Annotated in this window: 19 protein-coding genes; 14 read left to right on the top strand and 5 right to left on the bottom strand. The window is 67.7% G+C overall.

All coding sequences use genetic code 11. The features are described from left to right. Positions 1–17: 17 nt before the first annotated feature. Positions 18–1,949, bottom strand: coding sequence for an ABC transporter substrate-binding protein (locus C472_RS10035; RefSeq protein WP_049906511.1), 1,932 nt, complete (start codon positions 1,947–1,949; stop codon positions 18–20). Positions 1,950–2,700: 751 nt separating this feature from the next. Here C472_RS10035 and C472_RS10030 point away from each other — a divergent pair. The 6 genes from C472_RS10030 to C472_RS10005 all read left to right on the top strand — a co-directional run bounded on the left by C472_RS10030 (position 2,701) and on the right by C472_RS10005 (position 9,568). Further along, complete coding sequence (locus C472_RS10030) at positions 2,701–4,458, top strand: ABC transporter substrate-binding protein (protein WP_006629715.1); 1,758 nt, start codon at positions 2,701–2,703, stop codon at positions 4,456–4,458. Positions 4,459–4,543: 85 nt separating this feature from the next. Next, entirely contained in the window at positions 4,544–5,500 is a 957-nt protein-coding gene (locus C472_RS10025; RefSeq protein WP_162832665.1) for an ABC transporter permease, read from the top strand. Continuing rightward, on the top strand, positions 5,493–6,545 hold the full coding sequence (locus C472_RS10020; protein WP_006629713.1) for an ABC transporter permease: 1,053 nt from the start codon (positions 5,493–5,495) through the stop codon (positions 6,543–6,545). Before C472_RS10025 ends, C472_RS10020 begins: the two co-directional genes overlap by 8 nt. After that, positions 6,545–7,621, top strand: coding sequence for an ABC transporter ATP-binding protein (locus tag C472_RS10015; RefSeq protein ID WP_006629712.1), 1,077 nt, complete (start codon positions 6,545–6,547; stop codon positions 7,619–7,621). The genes C472_RS10020 and C472_RS10015 overlap by 1 nt, the downstream gene beginning before the upstream one ends. Further along, positions 7,614–8,942, top strand: a complete 1,329-nt coding sequence (locus tag C472_RS10010) for an ABC transporter ATP-binding protein (protein WP_049906518.1) — start codon at positions 7,614–7,616, stop codon at positions 8,940–8,942. Before C472_RS10015 ends, C472_RS10010 begins: the two co-directional genes overlap by 8 nt. A gap of 86 nt (positions 8,943–9,028) precedes the next feature. Next, the gene (locus C472_RS10005) at positions 9,029–9,568 is read left to right on the top strand and encodes a hypothetical protein (RefSeq protein ID WP_006629710.1); all 540 of its coding nucleotides are present in this window, start codon (positions 9,029–9,031) and stop codon (positions 9,566–9,568) included. Here C472_RS10005 and C472_RS10000 read toward each other — a convergent pair. The 3 genes from C472_RS10000 to aglJ form a co-directional block, all read right to left on the bottom strand. Beyond that, on the bottom strand, positions 9,565–10,719 hold the full coding sequence (locus C472_RS10000; protein WP_006629709.1) for an oligopeptide/dipeptide ABC transporter ATP-binding protein: 1,155 nt from the start codon (positions 10,717–10,719) through the stop codon (positions 9,565–9,567). The two genes, C472_RS10005 and C472_RS10000, sit on opposite strands and share 4 nt — an antisense overlap. Before the next feature lie 94 nt (positions 10,720–10,813). Continuing rightward, positions 10,814–11,839 (bottom strand): hypothetical protein, encoded by a 1,026-nt coding sequence (locus C472_RS09995; RefSeq protein WP_006629708.1) that lies wholly within the window; start codon positions 11,837–11,839, stop codon positions 10,814–10,816. 88 nt (positions 11,840–11,927) lie between these two features. Then, on the bottom strand, positions 11,928–12,962 hold the full coding sequence (gene aglJ, locus C472_RS09990) for an S-layer glycoprotein N-glycosyltransferase AglJ (protein WP_006629707.1): 1,035 nt from the start codon (positions 12,960–12,962) through the stop codon (positions 11,928–11,930). A gap of 130 nt (positions 12,963–13,092) precedes the next feature. Here aglJ and C472_RS09985 point away from each other — a divergent pair, with 130 nt between their 5' ends. Next, positions 13,093–13,473 carry a DUF7522 family protein gene (locus tag C472_RS09985; protein WP_006629706.1) on the top strand — a complete coding sequence of 127 codons (381 nt, stop codon included), beginning with the start codon at positions 13,093–13,095 and terminating at the stop codon, positions 13,471–13,473. Between the two features lie 64 nt (positions 13,474–13,537). Here C472_RS09985 and C472_RS09980 read toward each other — a convergent pair whose 3' ends face one another. Further along, the gene (locus C472_RS09980; RefSeq protein WP_006629705.1) at positions 13,538–13,897 is read right to left on the bottom strand and encodes a response regulator; all 360 of its coding nucleotides are present in this window, start codon (positions 13,895–13,897) and stop codon (positions 13,538–13,540) included. A gap of 223 nt (positions 13,898–14,120) precedes the next feature. Here C472_RS09980 and C472_RS09975 point away from each other — a divergent pair, with 223 nt between their 5' ends. The 7 genes from C472_RS09975 to C472_RS17005 all read left to right on the top strand — a co-directional run. Beyond that, positions 14,121–15,152, top strand: coding sequence for a phosphate signaling complex PhoU family protein (locus tag C472_RS09975; RefSeq protein ID WP_006629704.1), 1,032 nt, complete (start codon positions 14,121–14,123; stop codon positions 15,150–15,152). Positions 15,153–15,258: 106 nt separating this feature from the next. Further along, positions 15,259–15,441, top strand: coding sequence for a DUF7525 family protein (locus C472_RS09970; RefSeq protein ID WP_004598401.1), 183 nt, complete (start codon positions 15,259–15,261; stop codon positions 15,439–15,441). A gap of 115 nt (positions 15,442–15,556) precedes the next feature. Next, positions 15,557–15,784, top strand: a complete 228-nt coding sequence (locus tag C472_RS09965; protein ID WP_004598402.1) for a DUF7123 family protein — start codon at positions 15,557–15,559, stop codon at positions 15,782–15,784. A gap of 84 nt (positions 15,785–15,868) precedes the next feature. Then, entirely contained in the window at positions 15,869–16,300 is a 432-nt protein-coding gene (locus tag C472_RS09960) for a CoxG family protein (RefSeq protein WP_006629703.1), read from the top strand. Then, a complete protein-coding gene (locus C472_RS09955) occupies positions 16,297–17,103 on the top strand; it encodes a nitrilase-related carbon-nitrogen hydrolase (protein WP_006629702.1) in 807 nt (268 codons plus the stop codon). Before C472_RS09960 ends, C472_RS09955 begins: the two co-directional genes overlap by 4 nt. 747 nt (positions 17,104–17,850) lie before the next feature. Continuing rightward, positions 17,851–18,897: a presenilin family intramembrane aspartyl protease PSH gene (locus C472_RS09950; protein WP_006629701.1), complete on the top strand. Its 1,047-nt coding sequence runs from the start codon at positions 17,851–17,853 to the stop codon at positions 18,895–18,897. A gap of 21 nt (positions 18,898–18,918) precedes the next feature. Next, the coding region (locus C472_RS17005) for a hypothetical protein (protein ID WP_152420632.1) at positions 18,919–19,123 on the top strand (205 nt) is incomplete at its 3' end.

Below are 19,123 nucleotides of genomic sequence, written 5' to 3'. Positions count from 1 at the left end.
GGTGGCGAGGAAGGAACCTACTCCCCGTATCTCCAAGCGGCCAGGTCCCAGCCGTTGGAGAAGTTCTCGATGGGCCCTTCGAGTCCCTCGCGGTAGCCGACCGTGTCGTCGGGGAACGCGAGCATGATGTACGGCTGCTCCTCGGCGAGGTTGGCGAACAGCTCGATGAGCGCGTCGGCCAGCTCCTCTTGCGTGGTCGCCTCTCGCGCGCTCTGGAACAGCTGCTCGGCGTCGAACCCGGGGTAGTAGCCGACAGGGTTGTACAGCGGGTTCGCGCCCTCGAAGAAGACGTTATTGGTGAGCGGGTTCCGCGGGTACGTGTTCAGGCCGAACACGACCGACATGTCCCACTCCTGGTTGGACGTGACGTTGCGCGGGCCGGGGTTGGTCGCGGTGGGCTGGGTCCACTCCACCTCCTCGCCGTTCACCGTGTCGACGAGCTCGTCCGGCACGTTGGTGACCTCGCCCTCCTCGTTCGTCTCGGGAGTGGGGTAGTCGGTCTGCTGCCAGTACTCGTTGTTGAACCGAGTCCCGTCGATGGCCTCGACGGTCACGTCCATGCCGAGGTTGTCGCCGAGCTCCTGGGCGATGAAGTCCGCCATCAGCTGCTCGGTGTTCTGCCCGGCGCTGTGGTAGAGGCTGAGCTGGACCTGATTCCCGTCGGGGTCGACCATCGTCTCGCCGTCGAACCGGTAGTCGTACTCGGACTCCGCGAACGCGTCCTCGGCCAGCCCGCGGGCCACCTCGCTCCCGTAGCTGTCGCCGACGCCGAACTGCGGAATGTCCTCCTCCGGCGGGTAGAAGTTACTGAACCGCGGCTGCCAGGTGAAGTGCGTCTGGGCGAAGTCGCGGAACACGCCCTCGATCAGCCCCTCCTTGTCGATGGCGGCGGCCATCGCCTGCCGGAACGGGACGTGTCGGAACATGTTCCCCGGGCCGGTCGTCCACCCGTTGTCCCGCATGTTGACCGAGATCTTCTCGTTGTACGGCTGCGGGATCCGGTTGACGTAGATCTCGTCGTTGTTCCGGTACGACTCGACCTGGTTCGGCGGGATCGCCGCCGAGTCGACCTCCCCGGTCTCTAACGCACCGAGCCGCGAGGCCTGCTCGCCGATCACTTGGACCTCCGCGGCCTCGAAGTACGGGGCCTCGTTGAACGCGTCCGGGAGGTCGTCCGCGTCCCGGAGGTAGTAGTCGTCGTTGCGGCTGTACCGGGTCCCGCCGTCCCGCTGCCACTCGTCGAGGACGTACGGGCCGAGATTCCCCGAGAACTGGAGTTCGAGCAGCTCCTCGTCCTGCCGGAGCCCCTCGGTGTCTTCCTCCTCGACGTACGGTTCGAGCAGCTCCTGCGGGATCGGGTACAGCAGCGGATCGAAGCTCTCGGGCCAGAGGAGCTGCGGCGTCTCAAGCGTGGCCTGGAACTCGTACTCGCCCGTCTCTTCGACCTCGACGCCGGTCCAGTTCGTCGAATTCACCGAACTCGCCCAACTGCTCTGGTGTATCTCCTGAATGAGATAGACGAAGTCGCTCGCGGTCACCTCGCCGTACGGGTCGCTGAACTCGAGTCCCTCGCGGACGTCGAAGGTCCACACCTCGCCGTCCTCGGTGGACATGTCGTAGAGGAGCGGGACGTACTCGTTGTTCTCGTCGAACACGTAGCCCAGATCGAGGGCGCGAGCGATCGCGTCCCCAGCTCCATCCTCGCTGTTATATATCGGATTGAGCGTCGAGAAAGAGGCCGCCGCGGCCGTCGCGTACACCTCCTCCTGACCGAGATCACCGCTCGAACCGCCGCCGTTCGAACTGTTGCCGTCGCCGCCGCCGCCGCCGCCGCCGTCGCCGGAACAGCCCGCGAGCGTTACCGCCCCGGCGAGACCGAGCGCGGAGAGCCATTGCCGCCGACCGACGTGTGGGGAATCGTCACTATCATTCATGCCTCGGCGTGACATACCAGAAGGTATGAATGAGCATACAAAAAAGTTCAGCCCGACTCACATGTCGTGACCGGACGTGGGGTTCCGCCGTCATGCGGAATTTTTTGCTCCTTCTTGTCCGTCGGGCTCCGCTTCGGGACGACCGCTCCGATCGAGTCGATATCACACCGGACCGGGAAGCCGGCACCCCGCGACGTCGGTCACCGCCCGACGACACCGGACTCGGTCTCGGACGCTGATCCGGGATCACGATGACCACCTACACCGCCGAGCACGTATGATCTATGTCTGACACTGATCCGCCGTCAGTTCGAAGAACTGTCACGATCACGGATCGATGGCGATCTATTCCGGGGTTTCCGCTCTCTGAGGGCGGACGAGTCCTTGTTCTATAATGATTATTCACACTTTATTGTTGCTCTGTAGTCGCAAATATTTGTATTTTGAGCTACAAGTGCGTAGATAAATTACACTTTGTCCAATAATGCCTTCCAAACGTACTCTCTCGGCGTATCGTAACATATTATAGTAATCGGTTGTACGATGTGGTATGCCAAGTCGGCACAACGCATCCGATTCCAAACAAAACATAAATCGACGTAACGTTATCGCCACCATCGGGGCGGCCGGCGCAGCCAGCCTGGCCGGGTGTGGCGGCCAATCCGACGGCGGCGACGGTGGCGATGGCGGGGACGGCGGCGACGGAGAGCTCTTCCCCCTCGACGTTCAGCTCGAAGTCAACGCCGACAACAGCGACCGGCTTCAGATGGTCGAGCTCATCGCCGAGTCGATGGAGCAGACCGGCTACTTCAACACGACCGTCGAGACGTACGAGTGGAACACGTACGTCGGCCGCGTCCTCGACCCCGAATACCAGAACAACGGGTACGTCCCGTGTATCGGCCTCTCCGGGACGTTCAACCCCGGAAGCTTCTGTAACGCGCTCCACCACTCCGACAACGTCGGCCAGTGTTGTAACCTCAACGGGATCAACGACTCCGAGCTGGACGACCTGATGGACTCCGCGCGGTACGGCGTCGACGTCGCCGCGGACGCCGAACTCCGCGGAGAGCGGTACGACGAGGTCTGGAACTACCTCGCGGACAACCGGTACAGCTCGATCACCCACTTCAACCTCGCCACCTCGGTCTCGAACACGGACCTCCACGGGTTCGAGATGTGGCCGTTCCAGGAGGGGATGTACAGCTACAACATGTTCGCGCCGCAGGACGAGCAGATCATGTGGGTCGACCGCGAGAACACCGCGGGCGACTCCGACCTCTCGGACCTCTCCGAGGGCGGCACGCTGTCGCTCGCGGTGGGCGCGAACATCGAGTCGTTCGACCCCCCGCACAGCACCGACACGACCTCGACGCTGGCGCAGGGGTTCATCTTCGAGGGGCTGACGGTAAACGACGCGCAGGGTAACGTCTACCCGTGGCTCGCCGAGAGCTACGAACTGCGCGACACGAACGACATCGACCGGACCGCGTACGCGGACTACATGTCGACGGTCGGCACCACCGAGGAGGGCGCGACAGACACGGACGAGCAGGTCGTCGTCCCGCACCCGGATGACAACCCCGCCGAGGACGACGAGGTCCGCGTCCTGCTCCCCGACGACGCCACCGAGGCGATCGAGGACGGCACCTACGGGATGCAGTACCGGTACAACCTCCAGGAAGGCGTCGAGTTCCACAACGGCGACGAGCTCACCGCGGAGGACGTGGTCGCGACCTTCGAGTACGTCGAGAACTCGGACATCTCCGCACAGACGTTCGACTCGCTGCTGGCCGCGGTCCAGGTGGACGAGTACACGGTCGACCTGTACGCGCAGGTCGCCGACGCCGAGGCCGAACGCGAGCTCCCCTCGCCGCTCATCCTCAACGCCACGCAGATCGAGGAGGTCGAGAAGGGCAACATCGACCCGCGCGAGGGTAACACCCCGATCGGGACGGGCCCCTACGAGTTCTCCGAGTTCGAGGACGCCCAGTACTACGAGGTCACGAAGTTCGACAACTACTGGACCGAACAGAAGGGCGTCAGCGAGGCGTTCAGCTGGTTCGACGGCTCCAGCGACTTCCCCGACGGGCCGGTCCTCGACGGGTTCGAGGTCGAGATCGTCCCCGACGACTCCACCCGGTCCGGTGCGCTTCAGAACGGCGAGATCGACTCCACGTACGGGATCAACACGTCGACGCTCGACGACTTCGACTCCTCGGAGGAGTTCCTGGTCTACAGCGTCGAGACGGGCGGCTACGAGTACATCCAGTACCCGGTCAACGTCGCCCCGTTCGACGACGCCCGGCTCCGGCAGGCGATCAACCACCTGATCCCCCGCGAGCGGATCGTCGAGAACGTGTTCAGCGGCTACGGCCGACCGGCCTGGACCCCGATCCCGCAGCTGGCGCAGGGGAGCGGGACCGCCGACGCCGAGGCTCTGGAGGAGGAGCTCCGACCGATGAACGAGTACAGCGTCGAGCGCGCCGAAGAGCTGCTTGAACAGGTCGCCGCGGACAACTGACGCTCCGCGAACGCCCCGTTTCGATCACACGAATGACCGCATTACATCTACTGACAGCTGAACCCACCACGGTAACCACGCAACGATGAGCCTCCAACGTTTCATACTGAAGCGAACGCTATCAATAATCCCGATCATGTTCGGGGTGTCGGTGATCACCTTCGGGATGTTCCACCTGACTCCCGGCGACCCGGTCACCCAACTCGTCGCATTGAACCCGGACGTGACGGCGGCCGAAGAGGCCGCGCTCCGCGAACGCTGGGGACTCTCGGGTCCCGTCTGGGAGCAGTACCTGGACTGGATCTCGAACGTGCTCGTCGGCGACTTCGGCCAGGAGCTCCAGACGGGGCGCGAGGTCTCCGACATCGTGTGGACCCGGCTCCCCGAGACCGTCGCGCTCGGTCTCTTCGGCTGGGCGTTCGCGCTCATCATCGCCATCCCGGCGGGGGTCTACGCGGCGGTCAACAAGGACCAGCTCGGCGACACCGTCAGCCGCTTCCTCGCGCTGTCCGGGATCTCGATCCCGAACTTCTGGCTCGGCCTGATGTTGATCCTGATATTCTCGCTGTATCTGGGTCTCTTCCCGGTGTTAGCGCCGTCGAGATCGTCGCTCATCTCCCCGGAGATGCTGCGGTATCTCATCCTCCCGGGGATCACCATCGGGACCGCCTCGGCGGCGAGCATCATGCGCGTGATGCGGACGTCGATGACGGAGGAACTGAACAAGGAGTACGTCACCGCCGCGCGCGCGAAGGGGCTCCCCGAGCGCACGGTGATACTCAAACACGTGCTGCGGAACTCCCTGATCTCGGTCGTCACGCTCGCGGCGACGCTCACGGCCTCTATCGTGGCCGGCTCGGTCGTCGTGGAGGTCGTGTTCAACTGGCCGGGGCTCGGACGGGAGTTCATCGACGCCATCAATCAGCGAGAGATCAACGTCGTCATGGCGATCACCCTGTTCACCGGGTTCTTCGTCATTCTCGCGAACCTCGTCGCCGACATCGTGTACGCGGCGCTCGACCCGAGGATCCGATATGACTGACCGACAAACTCACGACGAACGCGGCCGGATCCGCATCTCGGGATTCGATTCGGACCGCGTCAGAGACAGAGAACCGATGTCCGACTGGACCGACGAATCGAGCGGCGAGACCGTCGGTCGCTGGCGGCGCGGCCTCCGGAAGTTCAAGCGGAACCGCTCCGCGATGGGCGCGCTCGTCATCGTCGTTCTGATGTCGTTGGCGGCGCTGTTCGCGCGTCCCATCGAGGTGTTCGGCGTCGTCGTCCAGCCGTTCTCGCTGGCCCCGTACGACCCGACGACGATCCTGTATCTCGGCGTCGACCCGAGCGTCGAGGTGTACGACCCGCCCTCGTGGCAGTACCCGATGGGCGTCGACGGCTCCGGCCGCGACCTGTTCTCGCGGCTCCTCGTCGGCGGCCGGTACAGCCTCTCGATCGGCTTCATCGTCGTCGGACTCACGGCGTCGTTCGGCCTGATCTACGGCTCCATCTCGGGCTACTACGGCGGCAACGTCGACGAGCTGATGATGCGGATCGTCGACACCATCTTCGCGTTCCCCGGGCTCATCCTGGCGCTCATCATCGTCGCCATCCTCGGCGGCGGCTACTGGCAGCTCGTCTTGGCGTTCAGCCTCTTCGGCTGGGCCGGGTACGGCCGCCTGGTGAGAGGGGAAGTGCTGAAGATCAAGGAAAACGAGTACGTGATGGCGGCGAAGGCGCTCGGCGCGCGCGACCGTTCGGTCGTCTTCAGACACATCGCTCCCAACGCGATGCCGCCGCTCATCGTGCTGGCGTCGCTCAACATCGGGAGCGTCGTCATCGGCGTCGCCGCGCTCGGCTTCCTCGGACTCGGGTTAGACCCCAGTTCGGCCGAGTGGGGCACCATGCTGAACGCCACGCGGTCGACGCTCATTCAGGGGCCGGGCGGTCAGATCCCCTGGTGGGCGACCGTGTACCCCGGTGGGGCGATCTTCATCTTCGTGATGTCAATGAACATGATCGGCGACGGTATCAACGACGCACTGGACGCACAGCAGACGGGTGTCGGCCGCGGGGGTGAGGACTGATGGCGCTGCTGGAAGTGAAGGACCTCACCGTCCGTTTCTACACTCAGGAGGGCGTGGTGACCGCCGTCGACGACCTCTCGTACCGCATCGAGCGCGGCGAGAAGTTCGGCGTGGTCGGCGAGAGCGGCGCGGGCAAAAGCGTCACGGCGCTCTCCGTGCTGCGGCTGATCGACAGTCCGGGCCAGATCGAGAGCGGCGAGATCCTGTTCAAAGGCGAGAACCTACTGGAGATGTCCGAGTCGGAGATCCGCTCGATCCGCGGCGACGAGATCTCGATGATCTTCCAGGACGCGCAGACGGCGCTCAACCCGGTGTACACGGTGGGCGGCCAGATCGCGGAGGCGATCGAACACCACCTCGACTACTCGTCCGAGGAGGCGAAGGCGCGAACGATCCAGCTGCTCGACCGCGTCGGCATCCCGGAGGCCGAAGAGCGGTTCTCCGACTACCCGCACGAGTTCTCCGGCGGGATGCAACAGCGGGCGATCATCGCGATGGCCCTGTCGTGTGACCCCGACCTGATCGTCGCGGACGAGCCGACGACCGCGCTCGACGTGACCATCGAGGCGCAGATCTTGGACGAGCTCAGGGAGCTGGCCGACGAGTTCGACACGGCGATCCAGCTCATCACCCACGACCTCGGCGTCATCGCCGAGGTGTGCGACCGCGTCATGGTGATGTACGCCGGGAAACCCGTCGAGAAGGCTCCCGTCGAGGAGCTGTACTACGACCCGAAACACCCGTACACGGTCGGGCTCATGAGCTCGATCCCCCGCGTCAACGACAAGCGGGAGCGGCTCCAGACGATCCCGGGCGTGATGCCCGACCTCGTCGAGCTTCCCTCCGGATGTAGCTTCCACCCGCGCTGTCCGTTCGCCGAGGAGAAGTGTACGCGCAAGGAGCCGCCGCTCACCGACGTGGAGTCGGGAGCGGAGGCGACGCTCGACACGGAACACGCCGCGGCCTGTCTCGAGTACACGGAGGGGCTCTCGCAGGGACTCACGTACTCCGTCGAGACGACCGGGTCGGCGGACGGCGCGGCCGCGGGGTACGTCGAGGGTGATCGCGATGAGTAGCGCCGAACCGATCCTCCGCGTCGAGGGGTTAGAGAAGTACTACGACTCGACCGGCGGGTTCGTCGACAAGCTCCTCGGCCGGTCGCAGTGGGTGAAGGCGGTCGACGGCGTCGACCTCGAACTCCACGAGGGCGAGACGCTCGGCGTCGTCGGCGAGTCCGGGTGCGGGAAGACGACGCTCGGCCGGAGCATGCTCCGTCTGGTCGAACCGACGGGCGGCTCCGTCTACTACAAGGGCGAGGACATCACGGAGCTGTCCAGCTCCGACCTCCGCAACCTCCGGAAAGACGTCCAGTACATCTTCCAGGACCCGTTCTCCAGTCTGAACCCCCGGCTGACGGTCGGCGACATCATCGGTGAGCCGCTCGACATTCACGACATCGCGAGCGGCGAGGAGCGGCAGGAACGGATCTACGAGCTGCTGGAGACCGTCGGCCTGAACCCGAGCCACGCGAACCGCTACCCGCACGAGTTCTCCGGGGGCCAGCGCCAGCGGATCGGGATCGCCCGCGCGCTCGCCGTCGACCCAGAGGTGATCGTCTGCGACGAGCCGGTGTCCGCGCTCGACGTGAGCGTTCAGGCGCAGATCCTCAACCTCATGGAGAACCTACAAGAGGAGTTCGGCCTCTCGTACGTGTTCATCGCGCACGACCTCAGCGTCGTCGAGCACATCTCCGACCGGATCGCGGTGATGTACCTCGGCGAGATCGCGGAGATCGCGCCGACGGAGGAGGTGTTCGAACCGCCCTACCACCCGTACTCGGAGGCGCTCCTCTCGGCGATCCCCGAGCCGGACCCGCTGTGGGAGGGCGAGCAGATCTTCCTGTCCGGGACCGTTCCGTCCCCGCTCGACCCCCCCTCCGGCTGCCGGTTCCACACCCGGTGTCCGAAGGTGATCCGCGACGCCGACTACGACCTCTCGCAGGAGGCGTGGCGGTCGGTCATGGACCTGAAGCTCCGGACCCGGGAGGCGGACTCGGTCGGGTCGGTGACGGCGGAGCTCGAGAGCGACACCGAGGGGTCGCGGCTCGACCCGACGGACGCGTCGCGCGAGGAGCTCGGCCGGATGGTCCGCACCGAGTTCGACCTCCCGGATCGGCTCTCCGACGACGACGCGGAGGCCGCGGTCTCGGAGGCGATCGACCTGCTCGCCGACGAGCAGCTGTCGGCGGCGGCGACGACCCTGGACGACGCGTTCACCACGCCCTGCTCGACGCACGAGCCGGGCACGTACGGGGTGAGCGACGACCACCACATCTCGTGTCTCCGGTTCGACGACCGGTTCGACTCCGAGCGGGAGACCTTCGGTAACGCGGCGTAGTCGAGACCGCGGCCCTCGATCGGACTCGGCCGCGCCGAGTGCCCTCCTGCGTAACCCTTTATCCCTCGCTCCCCGTAACGCCGCCAATGCGTCGGATCTACGAGTCGAACGCCCTCCACCGCGACGACGAGGAGGCCCACGCGCCGTCGGAGAAAGAGCGACAGACCAAGCTTCAGGCGCTCCGGTCCGTCCCGTCGTCGACGCTGAGCGACCTCCTGATCCCTCGGCGGTTCCGGCACCTCCCGGTCTCGGTGTCCGTGGAGACGTCCGACGACGAGTACGAGGTCGGCGAGCCGGTCCCGTTCCGCGTGACCCTCCGCAACCGCCTGCCGGTGCCGATATCGGTCCCGACCGTTTCTCCGCTCCTCTGGGAGTGGACCGTCGACGGCAACGTCGAGGCCGCGGAGGTCCCGATCCGAGACCCGCCGGACGAGGAGGGGACGCTCTCGTTCGACCGCGGCGAACGCAAGGAGTTCCGGAAGCGGTGGGACCAGCTGTTCAGGGTCTCCGACAGCGAGTGGGAGCCGGCGGGCGTCGGAAGCTACACCATCGGTGCCGCGATCAACGCGACGAACGCCGAGGAGCGCGGCCTGACCGACGAGACGACGGTGCGGATCGTCCGCTAATCGCCGTTTCCGTCCGACCGGACCGCTTCTGCGCTCTCTCGACTGTGCCGGAGACAGCTGACGCTCCCGGCTTTCCGCCGTTCTCCTTCGTCCACGGTCGGTCGCTCGACGGCCGCCGGCGTCTCGCGCTCGCAGACGCTGGGGAAGGCCGCTGCCAGCACTTCGTCGGCGGCGTCGACGTCGCCGTCCGCGAGCCACCGGGCCGCGTCGTCGACTGCGGCCTCCGCGTCGGGGTCGGGGAGCTCGGCCCCGAGGTCGACGGCGCGTCGGACCGCCGCCGCGGGGTCCTCGGCGTCGTCCCCGTGATCGTCCGTTCCGGGGTCTCCGACCGCGTCCTCCGGGAGCTCTCCCGCCTGAACGGAGAACCTGAACTCGGCGATCGCTCGCCACGTCGTCGCGGACACCGAGAGGTCGTCCGGGGGGATCACGTCCGGACACCGGGGGTGGAACCGGCAGCCCGACGGCGGGTCGCTCGGGTCCGGGACGGTGTCGGTCAGCGGCCGACCGAGCTCTCGGTCCGCCGGGTCGAGGGAGGGGACGGAGGAGAGCAACACCCGCGTGTAGGGGTGGGCCGGGTCCGCCAGCACGGTCTCGGTCGCGCCGCGCTCGACGATTTCGCCGAGGTACATCACCGCCACCCGGTCACAGCTCCGCCGGACGACATCGAGGTCGTGGCTGATAAAGAGGAGGGCGACGTCGAACTCGCGCCGGATCCGGTCCAAGAGGTCGAGGACCTCGGACCGCACTCGGGCGTCGAGCGCGCTCGTCGGCTCGTCCGCGACGATGAGGTCCGGGCTGACGACGAGCGCCCGCGCGATCGAGACCCGCTGTTTCTCGCCGCCGGAGAACTCGTGCGGGTATCGGTTCAGGTCGTCCGCCGACAGCCCGACGCGTTCGAGGATGTCGGCGACGACAGCGCGCCGCCGCTCGGCGTCGTCGAGCCCGTGGATCCGGAGGGGTTCGGCGACCGCCTCCCCCACCGTCATCCGCGGGTCGAGCGCGTCGTTCGGGTCTTGAACGATAAGCTGCGTGCGCCGACGGAACTCCCGTCGGTCCGCCCCGGTCAGCTCCGAGACCGGCGTGCCGTCGAAGCGGACCTCGCCGGCCGTCGGCTCCTCCAGTCCCAACAGCGCGTGGGCCGTCGTCGTCATCGGCGTCGGCGTGGTCGGGAACGTCGTTCAGGACATGGCGTACGGCTACCTCGACCCGCGGGTCGAGATGGGGTGAGAACTCGCTTACGCCGGCTTACGGCGTGATTCCCGTGTCCTCGCCCGGCGTCGCGATCTTCTCCGGTTCGAGTTCGAGGACGTGTTCGCCGCAGCCCTCACACCGGATCGCGACCACCTCGTGGGCCATACAGCAGGACTCGACGGTGTCCGCGGTCGCGGCGACCTCGCCGCCGCAGACCGGACACGAGGAGAGGAACGACCGGAGCGACTGGAGGATGGCGAGCCGCTGTTCGGCGGGGACGTCGAGCCACCGATCGGTGCGCTCGACGAGCGCGAGGTGCGACGCCACGTCCGCGAGGTACGCGCCGTCGCCTGGCCACTTCCGAACGCGCCGTAAGACCGTCACCGCGGGGTACTCTCGGTCCTCGAAGTCGACGTCGTCCGTGCTCACGCCGAACATCTCGGCGAGCGTCTCCGCCCGCACGTCCTCACGTTCGAGCGACGAGACGCGCGACGCGACCGCCTCGGCGAAGCCGTCCTCGAAGACGAGGTCCGCGCCGTCGTCCGTCGGCTCGACGACGCCGATATCGAGCAGGAACTCGGTCGGATCCACGGCGTTCTCGCGCTGGTCGCGGATCCGTTCCACCGTCTCGAACTCCGGCTCGTCGTCCGCTGGCGAGTCGCCGGCTCCGTCCGCGGATCGATCCCCGGCCCCGTCTGCGGAGCCGGCGTCGACCTCGATCACGCCCTCGGCGCTCTGGTCCGCCTCGAACGTGGTCACCGTCACCTCGCCGGACCGCCCGCCCGCCTCCCAGCCGTCTCGGGGACCCTCGGAGGCCTTCCCGAACAGGCGGAGCACGCGGTCGGGGAGGTACCGCTTCGTGAGTTCCGGCGTGCCGGGGACCAGGTAGCCTCGGTAGTAGATGCTCCCCAGCGACGCGGTCAGCACGGCCGCCGCGACCACCGGGCCGAACACCGCTGACGCCGCGGTCAGCGCCGCGGCGAGCGCCACGTTCAGCACGGTACACGGAACGCAGCGGTTCTCCCCGGTGTACTCCGGTTCGCGGATCCTGTCTCGCAACGACGTGCCACGGGAGCTCATACCCGAGGAAGTCCCCGGAGCGACAAAAGCGATGGTATCCCGGATCGCGCCGCCCGCAGACCGTCGGCCGCCGGGACCCTACCGTCGGTCAGTCGCGGGCGTCGCCCGGCCCCTCGCGGCGCGCGGACTCCCCGCCGCGGGCATCGGGGCCCCGGCCCTCGGCGGCGTCGGGTTCCCCGACCTCCGACGGACGCCGGGGCGCTCGGTCGTCGACCGCCCGTTCGTACCGCTCGATCTGCTCCACGTGGAGCGAGTGGATCATGTCGGCGAGGACGCCGAAGACGAGCAGCTGGATCCCGAGGATCGTCGCCCCGACCGCGCCGACGGCGATCACCTCGTGGCTGATCCCGAACGCGAGGTACCGGTACAGCACGAACGCCGCCAACAGGATCCCCGCCGCGGTCGACGCCACGCCGGCGCTGCCGAAGTAGAACAGGGGGTTGTTCGTCTTCGCCTTGCGGTACAGCTCCAAGAAGATCACGCCGCCGTCCCGGATCGGGTGGAGGTTCGTCGCCGAGCCGCCGGGGCGTTCCCGGTACGTGACCGGCACCACCGACACCGAGAGGCGGTTCTTCACGCACTCGACGGCCATCTCGGTCTCGATGCCGAACCCGTCCGCGGTGAGGTGGAGGCGCTCGAACGACTCCCGGGTGAACGCGCGGTACCCCGAGAGGATGTCGCGGTAGTTCTCGCGGTGGATCGCCCGGAACGCGAGGTTGATCAGGCGGTTCCCGATCCGGTTCAGCCGCGTCATCGCCCCCGGCCGCATGTCGGCGAACCGGTTCCCGACGACGTGGTCGGCGTCGCCGTCGAGGAGGGGGCCGAGCATCGCCGCCGCGTCCCCGGCGTCGTAGGTGGCGTCGGCGTCGGCCATCAGCACGTACGACGCGTCCACGTGGTCCCGGACCGCCTCCCTGACGGCCTGCCCCTTCCCGCGCCCCGACTGCTCGACGACGCGCGCGCCGGCCTCCCGGGCGATCGACCGGGTCTCGTCCGTCGACCCGCCGTCGATCACGAGGAGCCGCTCGAAGCCGGCGTCGCGGAAGTCCGCGACGACGCGTGCGACCGTCTCGGCCTCGTTCATGGTCGGCAACAGGACGCAGACGTCGTCGTACTCGCTCATCAGACGAGCGATCACCCGGCAGTCGGTAAACTCTGTCCCTCTCGGCCGTGCCGGGCTCGGCCCGACCATCGCCCTCGGTTTCGGCGCGGCCACCCACACGCTCATGTGTGTGAGCATTGATCGTGGTCGTATGTCTCACCCACCGACCGAACGGACCGACGAGCTCCTCAGCGCGGCCCGCACCGCGACGGGCGACGAGCTCCGGAGCCTCACGTACTTCACCGAAGACGACGTCGAACAGCTGTACCTCCGCAGCGACCTGAGCCGGACCGCGGACCTGGTCGGCTTCGCGGAGAACGAGCGACAGGGGTTCCGCGCGCAGTCGCTGTACGCGGACACGCAGCTGGGCGACTACCGGTTCACCGTGCGCGTGTTCGAGAACGGATACCTCACGCGGGTGATCGCCGGCGGCCACGGCGTGTGGCTGACGACCGACTCGATGGAGATCGACCGGTTCGAGGAGTTGGCGAGCGCGCTCGCGACGATTCTCCGGTCGTTCGATCCGGCCTGATTCGACGGTCCTTCGGTCGTCCGATCCCGTCGGAACCCCGCGACCCGGTCGAGCGACCGCGGAGCTAGCCGAGGTGGCTCTCGAACTCGCCGACCAGCTCCTCCGCGTCGACGGGCTTCGTCACGTAGCCGTCGGCACCCGCCTTCACCGCCTCCATCATCTTCTCCTGTTGGTCGACGCTCGTACACATCACGATCACCGCGTCCGGCCAGCGGTCCTTGATCGCGGCCGTGGCCTCGATCCCGGTCATCTCCGGCATCACGACGTCCATCGACACCGCGTCCGGCTCGTACGCCTCGAAGAGTTCGACCGCCTCTGCGCCGTTTTCCGCCTCGCCGACGACCTCGAACCGGTCCGCCAGCGCATCCCGGACGACGGTCCGCTGGAAGGAGGAGTCGTCGACGACGAGTACCCGCTCGGTCATACCTGTTATCCCCGCCTGACCGACATAAGCGCGCGGATCGTTCGCCGCCACGCGAGCCGTCCGTCCCCGCGCGAGTCGTCCGTCGCCGAGACGATCGCTCGCCGTCGCGGTCGGTCGCGCGGCCACGCGAGGAACGCCGATCGGGAATTTTCCTTGTATATCCGGGGAAGCGTATAATGAACATGGGAACAACGTTAAGGTCTATCCCGCGATACGGTCGCGCATGGAAACGCGGAAGGTCCAACGGTTGGGGCCGTCGACGCTGGCGATGACGCTCCCGGCCGAGTGGGCACAGGAACACGGCGTGAACAAAGGCGACGAGGTGTCGCTGCGCATGGGGGGCAAAGGGACGCTCACGGTGCTGCCGGAGTCGGTGAGCAGCGAGGAGTCGGAGGCGGTGATCAACGCCGACGGGCTCGACGCGCGCTCGCTCGAACGCGCCATCGTCGCACAGTATGTGCTCGGGCGGCGCGTGATCCACGTCCGCAGCGAGGGGACCCTCGACAGCGAGCACATCAACGCGGTGTACAAGGCCGAGACGCAGCTGATGGGCCTCGGCGTCATCGAGGAGACGCCGGAGGACATCTCGATCCGCTGTTCGGTCGACCCCGAGGACTTCACCCTCGACAACCTGCTCGAACGGTTGGAGAACACCGGCTCGACGATGCGCGGCGAGGCCGTGAAGGCGCTCGCGCACGGCAACCCCGACCTCGCGCAGCGCGCGCTCAACCGGGAGCGGCAGGCGAACAAGATCTTCGTCCTCCTGCTCCGGCTCATCTTCACCGCCTACCAGAACCCGAACCTCGCCCGCGCGGTCGGGCTCGAAGAGGGCTTCCCGCTGATCGGGTACCGCTCCGTCGCGAAGAACCTCGAACTCACCGCCGACAACGCGGAGGACATCGCCGAGATCGTGATGGAGGCCGACGGGCACACGCTCGACGTCGACAGCGCCACGATGCGCCAGATCCGCGAGTTCACCGACCAGGTCGACGAACTGACCGCGCTCGCGGTCCGCGCCGTCGTCGAGCGCGACTACGACCTCACCGTCGAGTGCCGCGACCTGTTCTCGCGGCTCGAAGACCGCGAACAGGAGATCCTCGACGAGCTGCCGAACGACCTGGACAACGAGACGCTGCTCATGACTCGGGAGGTGCTCGTCAGCCTCCAGCACACGGCGGAGTACGCGATGCGAAACGCCGAGATCGCGGCGAACCTCGCGCTCAACGAGGCGTCCGAACACGTCGAGATCATCTGAGGCGCGCGGGCCGTCGCCTTCTCGGACGCATTTCTCACCGACCGCCCGCCGCCGGTCGCGTCGCTCGCTTCGCATGAACTAAGTGGTCCCCCGCGAAGCGGTTCGTATGAGCGAGGGTTCCATCGAATCGGACAAGGAGGTCGGCGTCGCGCTGGCGCTCGGTGCCATCGCGGTCGTCGGTGCCGTGGTGATGCTGGCGTACCCGGGACAGCTCGGAAAGGCGTGGGGATTCGCGGGCGCGTTCGTCTTCGCGACGCTCGCCGTCGGCGCGGTTCAACTGTTCGACTGACCGGCTCTCCGCACCGTCTCCGTCGGCCGCCAGCTCGGTCTCTCTCCGCGGCGTCGTCGGCGTCCGTTCCGGAAAACGAGAAACCGTTAAGAGCGTCAGACCCGTATATCCGCCAATGAGCGAGTACACCGAGGAGGAACAGCGGATCCTCGCGTACCTCACGGACAGCGTCACCCGTGGCGAGCGGTACGTTCGCTCGAAGACGATCGCCGACGCGATCGGTCTCACCGCCAAGCAGGTGGGATCGCGGCTCCCCCGTCTCGCCGAGAAGTCGGACGACGTCGACATCGAGAAGTGGGGCCGCGCCAAGTCGACGACCTGGCGCGTGACCCCGGACGGGTGAGAGCCCGCCCCGCCGCGTCCTTCGCCCCCGCCCCCGACTCCGCCGACGCGCATTTTTAACCCCCGTAGCCCCAAACGGGATCGTATGACCGTTCGAGTCTCGCGGACGTTCGAGTTCGACGCGCCGCCGGCCGACGTGTGGGCGTTCATCTCGGACGCGGAGCAGCGCGCGGGCGCGATCAGCGTGGTCGACTCCTTCGAAGTCCACGACGACGGGAGCGCGACCTGGCACGTCGCGCTGCCGATACCGATGATCCGCTCGACCATCGACGTCGAGACGGAGGAGGTCGAGCGCGACGCCCCGCACCGGGTGAAGTTCGTCGGGAAGTCCCGCGCGTTCCGGGTCACCGGCGAACACGAGATCACCGAGACCGACGACGGCGGCTGTCGCCTCGCCAACGAGTTCGTGGTCGACGGGCGGCTCCCGGGCGTCGAGTCGTTCTTCAAGCGGAACTTCGACGCCGAACTGGACAACCTCGAAGACGCGCTCCGGGCGTCGCTGGCGTCGCCGGCATGAGGATCGCCGGCGTCCAGTTGGAAGTCGAGGGCGGCGCGGTCGCGGAGAACGTCGACCGCGCGCTCGACCGGGTCGCGGCGGCCGCCGGCGAGGGGGCCGACCTCGTCGTCCTCCCCGAGCTGTTCGACGTGGGCTACTTCGCGTTCGACTCGTACGGACGGGCCGCAGAGAGCCTCGCCGGCGACCGCCTCGCCCGGTTCGCCGCCGCGGCCGACGACCACGACGTGGCGGTGCTCGCGGGCACGGTCGTCGAGGACCTCGCGGCGTCGGCCGCCGACGGGGTCGACGTGCCGGCGGCGTCCGGCCTCGCGAACGCCGCGGTGCTGTTCGACGCCGACGGCGAGCGCCGCCTCGTCTACCGGAAGCGGCACCTGTTCGGGTACGGCTCCGAGGAGACGGACCGGATGGTCCCGGGCGAGCGGACGCCGGTGACGGAGGTCGCGGGCGTCACGGTCGGCGTGACGACCTGTTACGACCTCCGGTTCCCCGAGCAGTTCCGCGGGATGGTCGACCGCGGCGTCGAGTGCGTGCTGGTGCCGAGCGCGTGGCCGTACCCCCGGATCGAACACTGGCGGACACTTGGCCGCGCGCGGGCCATCGAGAACCTCGCGTACGTCGCGGCCGTCAACGGGAGCGGTCGCTTCGGCGACGACGCGCTCTGCGGCCGGAGCGCGGTGTACGACCCGTGGGGGACCGCGCTCGCGTCCGTCGGCGACGACCCCGGCGTCGTCACCGCGACGGTGGATTCCGACCGGGTCGCCGCGGTCCGCGAGGAGTTCCCGGCGCTCCGGGACCGTCGGTGAGCCGGTCGGCGGTCGTCGGCGAGCCGCACCGCGACCGGATCTCACATATTTATACCCGTGAGGCACGTACGTTCGGTCGCCGAAGTCCGACGCTTTTCTCGTTGGAGTTCGGCGCTGACAATCCGCGCGCCCGTCCCGACCACCCGGGCGGCGTCGCCGACGACAGCCTGGGGGTCCGCTGTCCGGCCGTCGCCCGTCCGCCCGCCTCCCACCACCTCTCCGTTCGCCTTTCGTCCACCCCTTTCCGCCGCTTCCCGTTCAGTTCCGTCCCTTCCCGCCCAGTTCCGTCTCTGGTCGCGTTCCCCGGTTCGGCTCGTTCCGCGTTCCCCCCGTCTCCGCACCCCGTATCCGTCCGCGCTTCGCCGGGTCCGGCCGCGGGCGGTCGCCACCGCTATCGCTCGTTCCCTCGCGACCGTGCGAGTTCGTTCGAGGACGGCGCGGCCGGGATCCCGCCGCCGCGACGGGAGTATCCGAATCGATAATTTGGCCGGTACGTTCTTACGTCAGTCGCCGGAGGAAGTAAACGCCGCGGACGAATCCGACCGGCCCCATCCCTTTCGGGGCGGGCCGGTCGGCCACTCGCTTCCACCGTCCGTCGTCCGCCGGCTTGGGTTCGGGCCCACCCGCTCCCACACCGAGCCCGGACCCGTTCTGTCGCGCCGCGCTTCCGACCGACAGCCGACGGCCTCGGCGTTCGCGCCCCGGAAGCGCAAGGCCGAAGCCCCCGGCCGCCGAACCGGCGGTCGAATGTTCCCCCGCGAGTACCGCGGCGTCGCCTTCGTGGTCGGGCTGTTCCTCGCCGTCCAACTGGGCGCGCTGGCGCTGGTCCCGGAGTTCGCCGAGAGCGGCTATCAGGCGGTCGAGAACCCCGACAACCCCGCGAACAGTCTCGTGTACGTCGCCGCCATCGTCGCGATGACCGGGCTGATGCTCGCGGCGTTCCGCTACGACCTCGACGGGGCGATCCGCCTGCTGATCGTCGGCGTTTCCGCGTACCTCTCGTGGTACGTCTTCTCGGCGCTCGTCTCGCCGCTCGCGGCCGCGGTGCCGGCGCTCGCGGTCGGAGCCGGCCTGCTCGTCCACCCGGAGTGGTACGTGATAGACACCGCGGGCGTGTTGATGGGGGCGGGCGCGGCCGGGCTGTTCGGCATCTCCTTCGGCCTGCTGCCCGCGCTGCTGCTGCTCGCCGTGCTCGCCGTCTACGACGCCATCTCGGTGTACGGCACCGAGCACATGCTGTCGCTCGCCGAGGGGATCATGGACCTCAACATCCCCGTCGTGCTGGTGATCCCGCTGTCGCTGTCGTACTCGCTGCTCGACGGCGAGACCGCGAGCGAGGAGGCCGCCGGGGTGGGCGACGACGAGGAGCTGGACGCGGACGGCGAGGCCGTTCCGGACGCCGAGGACGCTTCGGACGAGGGTGGCGACGCCGCGGGGTCCGCCGAACCCGGCGACCCCACCGAGCCCGGCGACCCCACCGAGCCCGGCGACCGCGACGCCTTCTTCATCGGGCTGGGCGACGCCGTCATTCCGACGGTGCTGATCGCGAGCGCGGCGACGTTCTCGTCGGCCCCGAACCTCGCGGTCCCGGTTTTGGGCGTGAATCTCCCGGCGCTGCTGGCGATGGTCGGTACCCTCGCGGGGCTGCTCGTGTTGATGCGGTGGGTAATTCAGGGCCGTCCGCACGCGGGACTCCCGCTGTTGAACGGCGGTGCGATCGGCGGTTACCTGATCGGGTCGGTCATCGCCGGCGTGCCGCTGATCGAAGCGCTGGGACTCGCGACGTTCTTATAAGGTCTCGTACTTTGACGGTCCGTGTCGACCGCGCTGACCGCCGAAATCCCCTCTTGCCGCTCCGACGTGGTTGTTGCTGAGAACACGACCACCGAAGCCCCAGAAGTTCGCTACGATGCGGCTTCTGTTTATAAATCGCAGATCGGTCCGGACACCACCGAAGCCCCAGAAGTTCGCTACGATGCGGCTTCTGTTTATAAATCGCAGATCGGTCCGGACACCACCA

This window comes from Halorubrum tebenquichense DSM 14210, assembly GCF_000337415.1.
GTDB classification, from domain to species: domain Archaea; phylum Halobacteriota; class Halobacteria; order Halobacteriales; family Haloferacaceae; genus Halorubrum; species Halorubrum tebenquichense.
This window is presented reverse-complemented; position numbering and strand designations above follow the sequence as displayed.